Here is a 9,965-nt window from a genome sequence, read left to right as displayed (position 1 = left end):
TGGAAGAATTGGATGATGACAGATATGTCTATGACTGTACTGATGCAGATGACAGAATGGATTTCATGGAACATTGTGTCAAACTGACAAAATCACCTTTTTATGGCAAACCTATGAAACTTATGTTATGGCAAAAGGCATTCATATCTGTTGTCTATGGATTTAAGATGCCGGATGGAACTGACAGATTTAGAAGGATTTTATTATTAATTGCCAGGAAAAATTCAAAGTCTGAAACTTGTTCAGCTATGGCCCTGACTGAAATGATTATGGGAAATGAAGGATCAGATATTGTCTGCAGTAGTAATGATGATAACCAGGCTAATATTTTATACCAGGCAATTGATACAATGCGCTTAATGATTGATTCCAAACAAAAGGACACTTGGAAGAATCAACAATGGATTAAGTGTAAGATCAATAATTCAAAGGTGTTCAAATTATCAGATCGAACCAGAAACAAGGAAGGTAGAAATATTGATTTTGCAATAGTGGATGAAGTACATGAAATGAAAGACAATGTCATCATTAAGTCTATTGAACAATCACAATCACTTAAACCTAATCCAAAGTTGATCCTAATCACCACTGAAGGATTTGTTAATGGTGGATTCCTGGATGAAGAACTGATTAAAGCAAGAAAGATATTATCAGGTGAAGATGACAGCATTAGTGCTGAAAGGTATCTTCCATGGCTTTACACCCAAGATAGTGAACAGGAAGTGTGGCAAAATCCAGATAGTTGGTTTAAGTCTAACCCTTCACTTGGTGTTATCAAAAGGTGGGATTATTTACAAGAACAGGTGGATGCAGCCAGAAGGTCAAAGGCTGACAGAATGTTCACATTATCCAAGGATTTTAACTTCAAGGTATCAAATAGTGAAGCGTGGATTATGAGCGAATTGTTGGACTTTTCAAGCGCATACCAACTTGATTCATTTCGTAATACTATGGCAGTAGGTGGAGTGGATTTGGCTGAAACTACAGATATGTGTTCAGCCAAAGTGCTTATGCTTAAGGCTAATGATTCTAAGAAGTATATCTATTCTATGTATTGGATTCCTGAATCAAAGCTTAAAACAAGTGATGATAAAGAATCAGGTGCTAAGTATGAAGAATGGGCAAGAAAAGGACTTCTTAGAATCACAGAAGGTAATGAAGTTGATGTTGCCACTGTAGCTGATTGGTTTTATGAGCTTTACAAGGATCATGGAATCAGGTTATTCAAGTGTGGATATGACCAACGATTTGCTAAAGAATTTCTTAAGCGTATGAATGACTATGGATTTGAAACTGAAATGGTTTATCAAAACAGATATGTCTTAACTTCACCAATGCGATTATTGGAAGCTGACATCAGAGATCAGTCAGTTTGGTTCAATGATAATCCAATTGATAAATGGTGTTTAACTAACACATCAGTACAGGTATTTGATACAGGACATCTGATGCCCGTTAAGATAAAAGGTCAAGCATCAAGAAGAATTGATGGAACACTTTCAGCTGTAATGTGTTATGAAATGTTAAGAAGGTATAAGACTGAACTGCAGAATTTTTTGAGGTGATAAGGCATGAATAATGAACTTCAGATTGTAACTGGTGAAGATTTACTTGCCAGTATAGATGATGGAACAAATAGATTATTCATCAATAGCACTGAAATTGATTCATCTAACTGGGTTGGTTCAGGAACATATACCACAACAATAAGTGGTCATAATATCAGCATAGTTAAGATTGACAGCTTAGATGGAAATATAGGACTTAAAAGATTATCTGAATATAACTATGAATTGTTCAGATATGAAACAGGTAGTATTACAGCTGATGATGTTATAGGACTTAAGTCTTTTATAGAAGCAGATGATATTAATGTGGCTGATAACTATGCCACATTTACAGAAGCATCATCCAGAACAAATATTGATTCAGGGGATAGTCTGAAAGTAATCTTTGGAAAAATAAAGAAATTCTTTAGTGATCTAAAGACTGTTGCGTTTACTGGTGCTTATGCAGATTTAACTGGACAACCTACAATTCCGGCCGCTGCCAATAATGGCAAATTGACCATTCAAAAGAATGGAACAAATGTTGCAACATTTACTGCTAATCAATCTGGTGATGCGACAGCAAATATTGAGGTTCCAACAAATACAAATCAATTGACTAATGGTGCCGGATTTATCACTTCAAGCGGATCTTGTAATTATGCAAACACAGCCGGAAGTGCAACAGATAGCAGCAAAGAACCAAAACACGATTGGAAAACATCAGGGAATTGGCATTATTATAAAGATAGTGCTAATGTTTATCATTTACATTATCACGCTTATGCAAGTATTAACTATAATGGCTCTATTGGTAATTTGAAATATAGAACTTCTACTTTTGATATAAACCTACCTGTAACTTTAAATTCATACTATTCAATTACAGTTAGTTCTCTATGTGGTAATGATATAGCAGGTGCAACAATTCAATCAGCGTCAGCATCACAAATAAAGTTATGGTTGTGGGCAGCTACATCTGGTACTAAAGCAACATATGTTGAAGTAAATGTTGTTTCAAAATAAATTTAGGAGTTTTTAAAAATGAGTTGGTTTGATAAGTTTTTTAGAAAATCACCTAAAAATTCAAAATATGCACCAACATTTGATGGTTGGATGCCTATATATTCACAGTTTGGAACTGACATCTATGCATCAGATGTTGTTCAACAAGCTTTAAAGTGCATAGTGGATGAAATGAAGAAACTGAAACCGGCACACATTAGAGTGGTTAACAATGATGTGTCACCTGTTATGTCAGATCTTCAGGAAGTGTTAAATAATCCTAATCCTTTAATGACTACAAGTGAATTTATTGAAAAAACAATGTGGTTATTATTGCTTAACTTCAATGCTTTTATCATTCCAACTTATTACACATGGGTTGATAAGAAAACAGGTGCTGAAAAAAGATATTATGAAGCACTATATCCAATTAATCCTACACAGGTTGATTTCATTGAAGATGCATCTGGAAGATTATTTGTTAAGTTTTATTTTTGGAATGGTGAAAACACTACAATCCCTTATGATGATGTAATTCATATTAGATACCAATATGGTATGAATGAATATATGGGTGGAAATAGATTTGGTCAGCCAGATCATAAAGGACTTCTTGAAACTTTGGAACTTAATCATTCAATGCTTCAGGGAATTGCAAAGGCTATGAATTCATCTTATGCAGTTAATGGTGTTATTAAGTACAATACATTACTTGATGACGGATCAATGATTGATGCTATTCATAAACTTGAAGACAATCTTAGAAACAATGTAAGTGGATTTTTACCACTTGACCTTAAGGGTGAATTAATTCCATTCCCTAAAGATATAAAGATGGTTGATGAACCTACACTTAAATTCATTGATGAAAAGATTTTAAGAAACTGGGGAATTTCACTTGCTATATTAACTGGTGATTATTCAAAAGAACAGTATGAAGCATTTTATCAAAAAGCACTCGAACCTTTAATCATTGCATTAGGTCAGGCATTCACAAAGAAATGCTTCACAGATCGTGAAAGGTCATTTGGTAATCAGGTTAAGTTTTATCCTAAAGACTTAATCTTTATGACCACAACACAGAAACTTGAATTGGTTAATATGTTAGCACCTACCGGTGCCTTGTTTGAGAATGAAAAAAGAACAATGTTTGGTTTGTTTCCACTTCCTGAACTTGAAGGTAAAAGATATATGTCACTTAACTGGGTTGATGCTGATATGGCTGCAGATTACCAGATGGGTAAGATTGGAAATGTGAACATGGAAGTATTGGATGAATCAAAAGACATAAGCATTTAGAGGTGATTAAAATGCCAATTATTATTGATAATGATTTAAGAACAATGTCAATTCCTTCAGACTTAACACTTTTAGGTGTTGAATCTGATGATGATGTTAAAAAAATAGAATTCCAGATGCCTAAGACATACTGTGGATTTGATTTATCAGAATTTGAAGTGCGTGTCAATTATATGAATGCACATGGTGATGGTGACTTATACATTGCTGATGATGTCACTGTTTCAGGTGATAATTTGACATTCACTTGGTTGGTAGGCAGATCAGCTTGTATGTATAAAGGTTTAACACAGTTTATTGTATGCCTTAAAAAGTTTGACAGTAATTCTGTAGTGGTTCAGGAATTCAACACAACTGTTTATTCTTTACCTGTTCTTAAGGGACTTGAAACAACAGAAATTGTTGAACAGCAGAATCCTGACATTATTGAATATATTCTTAAACTTATTGACCAGGCTGGAATTCTTAATCCAGATGACTATTACACAAAACAGCAAGTGGATGCATTAATTCCTACTGAACTTCCTAATCCTGAAGCATTGACTATCAATGGTAATACTTATGACGGATCAGAACCAGTTGACTTAACTATTGTTGCACAAAATGAAGTGGTTCAGACTGTGACAGCAAAAATGATTCATGTAGTTGATGCTGTTCCTGGTGCTGTTGAAGACTTAAAACTTTATGATTCAAACAGTCAGGCTATTGCTTCCGCAGAAATAGCTGTTAGTAATAAGAACCTGTTCAGAATAGACTTGATTGATAATCAGGTTGTATCAAAGGGCATTACATTTACTAAGAATCAGGATGGAAGCATAAGTGCAACAGGAACATCAACAGATTCCAATGCACAAACCGTTTGTGAAATAGACAAGAACTGCTTTACAACTGGTAAGGTTTATACCTTGTCAAGTAATAAAGCACTTGGAAGTGTAGTTGTAAGATTAGACTTCACATTTATAGATGAATCAACATTAACTGTAAACGCATTAAATGAACAGAAAAGCTTTTCACTTTCTAAGGTGGTTTCAAGCTGCATAGCATCTGTTACAGTGCCAAATACAAATACATATGTAAATGAAAAAGTATATCCACAGTTAGAAGTAAATGATTATGCAACATCATTTGCTATGAATGAGTATGAATCAATAGACTTTGACGGATCAGAAATGCCAGAATTACCAGCATCCATATCTAATGTATGGAGTAATGATGACACTGTTGCAAGTATTGAAATGTCATATACAGCTAACACTGTTTTCACAGCTATAGATTCATATATGGGTGATAATTTCAAAATAGATTTACCTACCGGCAACTTAATAAGTCAGTGGGATGGTGTCTACACAGTAAGCTTAGGAATGGAGTGATTAAGTTATGGCTAATAAGTCAATGGGATTTTTACAAGTTGGTGATGATAACTATGAAATAGTTGATGTTCAAGCAAGACAGAAATTGACTGAATTAACATCTTCTGAAATTAAGTATGTTGATGGTCAAAATATGACTGTCAAGGATATTTTGGATTTGAATAGTAGAAAGATTTCAAATACTCACTATACTGAATTTATTTATGATAATTCAGGACAAACACCAACAACTAGAATTGTAGTAACTAATGGTGCTTCAAAAACTTTAACTTATGAAGGAGAATGGTCTTCACTTTTTATACATTCTGCAAAAAAACCAAGTGCTGGAACTCCAGATACTTATTTTATTAATTATAGTGATAAATATACTCAATATAAAACAAGTTATTTGCATTATGAAGATTCAACACATTTTGGTTTATTTACACTTCAATTTGCTACAGTTGGAACTAATGAGCATAGTGTGACAATAACAAATAATTCAGGTATGGACCTAATATTTAATTTGATATTAAATGACCGAATTATTTATAGCTAAAGAAAGGACAAACACGAAAATGGGCATGAATGAAAAAGAATTTGAACAGAGATCATACAACTTTGAGATCAGAGCTGAAATGAATGAAGATGAAGTTGGTGTATTAACCGGCAGACCTGTTGTTTATAACAGCAAAACTGACCTTGGTTGGTTTGATGAAATTATAGAGCGTGGTGCATTGGATGGTGCTGATTTAAGGGATGTAAGATTTTTGGTTAATCATGATGTATCAAAGATTCCTTTAGCAAGGTCAAGAAATAACAATGCTAATAGCACTATGCAATTAATGGTTGATGCAGAAGGAATGTCAATTAGAGTTAATCTGGATGTTAAAAATAATTCTGATGCAAGAAACCTTTATTCAGCTGTTGAAAGAGGTGACATCACAGGAATGTCATTTATGTTCAGTATAGATGATGAAGAATGGTCAGACCTTGATTCTGAACATCCAACAAGACACATTAGAAAGATTTCAAATGTTGTTGAAGTAAGTGCTGTAACTTTTCCGGCATATGAAGATACTTCAATCAGCGTAAGAAATAAAGAAGCATTGGAGAATGCAAAGTTAGCACTGGAGAGTGCAAAGCGAACACTGGATAGTGATAAACAATTAATAGAGCTTGAAAAAGCAAAATTTGAAGCATTATTGAAAGTGAGGTAATCAAAAATGAAAGACTATTTAAAGAAACTTATTGAGAGTAAGTCAAAGAAAATCAATGAGATTAGATCTAAGATTCAGGCATCACAGGATGTTAATGAAGTTAGATCATTAACTGCAGAAGCAGAAGAACTTCAGACAGAGATTAAGGAAGCTGAAGCAAAGCTTAATGAAATTGAAACTGAAGAAGCAAGATCAGCTGTTCCAGCTGAAGCTAAACTTGTTAATCCTATGGTTAAAGGTTCATTTAAGGCAGAAGAAAAGCGTGATGCTGAAAATGTTCTTGAATCCATGGAATACAGAAACGCATTCAAGGCATATGTTCAGAATGGAACAAAACTTCCTTCAGAAATTAGAGGTCAGGTAATCAGTACAGATGAAACGGGTGCTGCTATTCCTTTAACTATCATGAATGAAGTTATCAATACAGTAAGAAAGCGTTATGGCAATCTTTACAACAAGGTTAGAAAGATGAATGTTAAGGGTGGTGTTGATTTCCCTATTGGCGCACTTCAGGCATCATTTAAGTGGATTAATGAATCAACAGTTTCTCCAAGACAGAAGACTGATAAGCTTGGTAAGGTATCTTTCAGCTATTACACAGCTGAAATCAGAATTGCTCAGTCATTTGTTTCTTCAATCGTAACTATTGACGATTTTGAAACAAAGATTGCTGAAGTAATTGCTGTTGCATACCTTCAGGCTATGGATCAGGGCATTGTTAATGGTACAGGTGATGGACAGATGACAGGTATTCTTAATGATGCTAGAGTAACAAATGTTGTTGAAATGACAGCTTCTGATATTAATTCTTGGAAGGCATGGAGAACAAAATTCTTCAGCAAATTACCTTTAGGTTACAGAGCAGGTGAGTTTATCTTCCCACTTTCAACAGTTGAAACATATCTTGAAACAATGTCTGATGCTAATAACAATCCTGTATTTAGACAGGCAACAGGACTTGAAGTAAATGATGGTGATGCTGTTAATCCTAATGGTAGATTCTTTGGTAGAGATATTAGCCTTGTAGAGCCTGACATTCTTCCAGATTTTGATTCTGCAAACGCTGGTGATGTAATCGGTATCTTCTGGCAGCCTGAAGAATATGCAATCAATGAAAACTTTGGTTTCACAATGAGAAGATACTTTGATGAAGAAACCAATGAATGGGTTAATAAGGCAATTGTAGTTGTAGATGGTAAGGTTCTTAATCCTAATGGATATTACTTAATCAAGAAGAAAGCCAGTAACTAATAGAAAGGAAGGTGCTAACTATGAATGATAATGTAGAAGCTTTAAAGGCACTCTATGAAGCACTTGGTGGTGATCCTTCAGAAGTAACTGAAGAAAGCACTATTCCTGGAATGATTATGCAGTTAGCTGGTATTGCCGGAAGCACTGTTGAACTTCCTAAAGTAAAAAGTGCTGATAATGGTAATGTATTAACAGTAGTTAATGGTAAGTGGGGAAAAGCTGAAATTCCACTTGAACTTCCACAGGTTACAGCATCCAATGTTGGAATGGTTCTTCAGGTTGATGCTGAAGGTAAGTGGGTAGCTGCATCACTTTAATTGAAAGAGAGGTAAAAAGAAATGATTAACAATGATAGAATCGTATCTGTTACAAAAACAGACTTAATCAGCCTTTATGGCTTAATCTTAAAACAGGCTTCAGCTAATTCAAGCTTGGAGAAACTCGCATCAAAGGATGTTGAAGGTAACTTCCAGGTAACAGCTAATAGCAAGATTTATATCTGTGACCAGCCTGTTAAATCACTTGATATTGATGCAACAGCATCAAGCGTTAGTGCATCCACTATTTATTTCTTAGCTGCTAAGGATTATGTTGGATTCTCAATTGATGGAACACCTGAAACACCGGCTGACGGTAGTGTAGATGTTGACAATGATGCATCAACACTTTACAAGGCTGTTTTAGCAACTGGTGACATCACAATCACTAAGGCTGGATTCTAAGAAGAAAGAAGGTGACTGGCAATGGCAGTGCTTGAAGATGTTAAAAATGCCCTGGGTGTGACAGGAGATTATCAGGATAACACACTTAATCAGTATATAACTGAAGTGCAAGAATTCTTGAAAGATGCTGGTGTGCCTTTAGCGAATCAGACAAGTGGTGTCATTGCCAGAGGTGTTGCAGATCTTTGGAACTATGGTGCTGGTGAAGGTAAACTTTCACAATACTTCATAATGAGAGCATCACAACTTGCATTAAGAAAGTAGGTGGTTAATATGTTTAGACCATCAGCACCCTTCAATGTGGCAATGAAACTTCTTGTGCCGACAACAACAGCACCTTATGGTGCCGGAAAGAAAGTTTACACCACACCTGAACAAAGTAGTCAATTCTTTGGTTCATTCAGGACTTTTGGTGGAACTGAGAATATATCAAATGGAGTATTAACAACAATCAATACTGCAGTGATAAACACATGGTATAGAACTGACATCAAAGCAGATTGTCAGGTATATATCTGTGAAACTGGTGAAGTGTATGACATTGTTAGTAAACCTGAAGATATAGATTTTAGACATCAATATTTGCAATTTAAGGTTAAAAAGGTAGGTGGCAAAGCATAATGTCAAAGATGTCAATAACATTTGATGGATTTAGTGATTTGGCTGATGCAGTTGATAAATCAGGTGCTGACCTGAAAAAAGCTGTAGATGATGCCTTGTCACAAACACAGCAATTGATAGAAGACAATCTTGTGACTGCAGCTGATGTGTATGCACACAAAGGTTTAAAAGGCTATGCAACTGGTGCAATGTATAAGACCATTATTAAAGATAGCAAGGTTGAATGGTTAGGAAGCGTTGCTTCTGTAGATGCCGGATTCAAACTACGGGAAAAAGGTGGATTTCATTCAATTTTTGTTATGTATGGAACACCAAGAATAGCAAAGGATGTTAAGTTATATAACGCTATAAAAGGCACAAAGACACAAAAGGAAATTGCTGAATTGCAGCAAAAAGTTATGTCTGAATATGTAAACATTAATAGGAGATAGAAAGATGGTAGATGTTAAGGAACTTTTAATTAATACTTTGAATACTAATTTCAAAGATTATCCTGTATATCTTCAAGGATCTATATCCAGGGATGATCCATATCCAGAATCATTCTTTACTTTTTGGAATAATTCTTCCAATGATTCAGCATTCTATGACAACACAGAAACTGAATGCATTTGGGATTTTGATTTAAACTTTTATTCTTCTGATCCTACACTTGTTAACACAGTATTGTTAACAGCAAAATCAGCATTAAAAAGTGTGGGATTCATACCTGATGGTAATGGATATGATGTAATGTCAGATGAAGCTACACATACAGGTAGAGGAATGAACATATTATTTATTCAACATTTAGAAAGTGAGGTATAAAAAGATGGGACAGTTTGTTGATGAATTCAGAGGAACTGACAATCTTGTCTTTGCTGAAGTGTTGACAGATAACAATAATGTTGGTGAAGGCTACACAACTGGTGCTGTTAAGGTTCTTGCACCTGTAGCTGAAATCAGCAAGTC

Annotated in this window: 13 protein-coding genes; all 13 read left to right on the top strand. The window is 34.8% G+C overall.

The window, feature by feature from the left end:
* A partial coding sequence (locus Q0409_RS04690) for a terminase large subunit (RefSeq protein WP_298535616.1) occupies positions 1 to 1,565 on the top strand: 1,565 nt, incomplete at its 5' end.
* A gap of 6 nt (positions 1,566 to 1,571) precedes the next feature.
* The gene (locus Q0409_RS04685; protein ID WP_298535614.1) at positions 1,572 to 2,573 is read left to right on the top strand and encodes a hypothetical protein; all 1,002 of its coding nucleotides are present in this window, start codon (positions 1,572 to 1,574) and stop codon (positions 2,571 to 2,573) included.
* Positions 2,574 to 2,591: 18 nt separating this feature from the next.
* Positions 2,592 to 3,851 (top strand): phage portal protein, encoded by a 1,260-nt coding sequence (locus Q0409_RS04680; RefSeq protein WP_298535612.1) that lies wholly within the window; start codon positions 2,592 to 2,594, stop codon positions 3,849 to 3,851.
* Between the two features lie 11 nt (positions 3,852 to 3,862).
* Positions 3,863 to 5,221, top strand: coding sequence for a hypothetical protein (locus tag Q0409_RS04675; protein WP_298535610.1), 1,359 nt, complete (start codon positions 3,863 to 3,865; stop codon positions 5,219 to 5,221).
* Between the two features lie 7 nt (positions 5,222 to 5,228).
* Positions 5,229 to 5,759 carry a hypothetical protein gene (locus tag Q0409_RS04670; protein WP_298535608.1) on the top strand — a complete coding sequence of 177 codons (531 nt, stop codon included), beginning with the start codon at positions 5,229 to 5,231 and terminating at the stop codon, positions 5,757 to 5,759.
* Positions 5,737 to 6,420, top strand: a complete 684-nt coding sequence (locus Q0409_RS04665; protein WP_298535606.1) for an HK97 family phage prohead protease — start codon at positions 5,737 to 5,739, stop codon at positions 6,418 to 6,420. Before Q0409_RS04670 ends, Q0409_RS04665 begins: the two co-directional genes overlap by 23 nt.
* A gap of 6 nt (positions 6,421 to 6,426) precedes the next feature.
* Entirely contained in the window at positions 6,427 to 7,671 is a 1,245-nt protein-coding gene (locus Q0409_RS04660; protein ID WP_298535605.1) for a phage major capsid protein, read from the top strand.
* A 20-nt stretch (positions 7,672 to 7,691) separates the two neighbouring features.
* Positions 7,692 to 7,988 (top strand): hypothetical protein, encoded by a 297-nt coding sequence (locus Q0409_RS04655; protein ID WP_298535603.1) that lies wholly within the window; start codon positions 7,692 to 7,694, stop codon positions 7,986 to 7,988.
* A 21-nt stretch (positions 7,989 to 8,009) separates the two neighbouring features.
* Positions 8,010 to 8,393, top strand: coding sequence for a hypothetical protein (locus Q0409_RS04650; RefSeq protein ID WP_298535601.1), 384 nt, complete (start codon positions 8,010 to 8,012; stop codon positions 8,391 to 8,393).
* Positions 8,394 to 8,414: 21 nt separating this feature from the next.
* Entirely contained in the window at positions 8,415 to 8,657 is a 243-nt protein-coding gene (locus Q0409_RS04645; protein WP_298535599.1) for a phage head-tail connector protein, read from the top strand.
* Between the two features lie 9 nt (positions 8,658 to 8,666).
* Positions 8,667 to 9,014 (top strand): phage head closure protein, encoded by a 348-nt coding sequence (locus Q0409_RS04640; protein WP_298535597.1) that lies wholly within the window; start codon positions 8,667 to 8,669, stop codon positions 9,012 to 9,014.
* Entirely contained in the window at positions 9,014 to 9,445 is a 432-nt protein-coding gene (locus Q0409_RS04635; protein WP_298535596.1) for a hypothetical protein, read from the top strand. The genes Q0409_RS04640 and Q0409_RS04635 overlap by 1 nt, the downstream gene beginning before the upstream one ends.
* Before the next feature lie 4 nt (positions 9,446 to 9,449).
* Entirely contained in the window at positions 9,450 to 9,821 is a 372-nt protein-coding gene (locus Q0409_RS04630) for a hypothetical protein (RefSeq protein WP_298535594.1), read from the top strand.
* The last annotated feature ends 144 nt before the right edge of the window (positions 9,822 to 9,965 follow it).

The organism is uncultured Methanobrevibacter sp. (assembly GCF_937898925.1).
In the GTDB taxonomy this organism is placed as follows: Archaea; Methanobacteriota; Methanobacteria; order Methanobacteriales; family Methanobacteriaceae; genus Methanobrevibacter.
The sequence above is the reverse complement of the archived record's forward strand: the minus strand, read 5'-3'. Positions and strand labels throughout refer to the sequence as shown.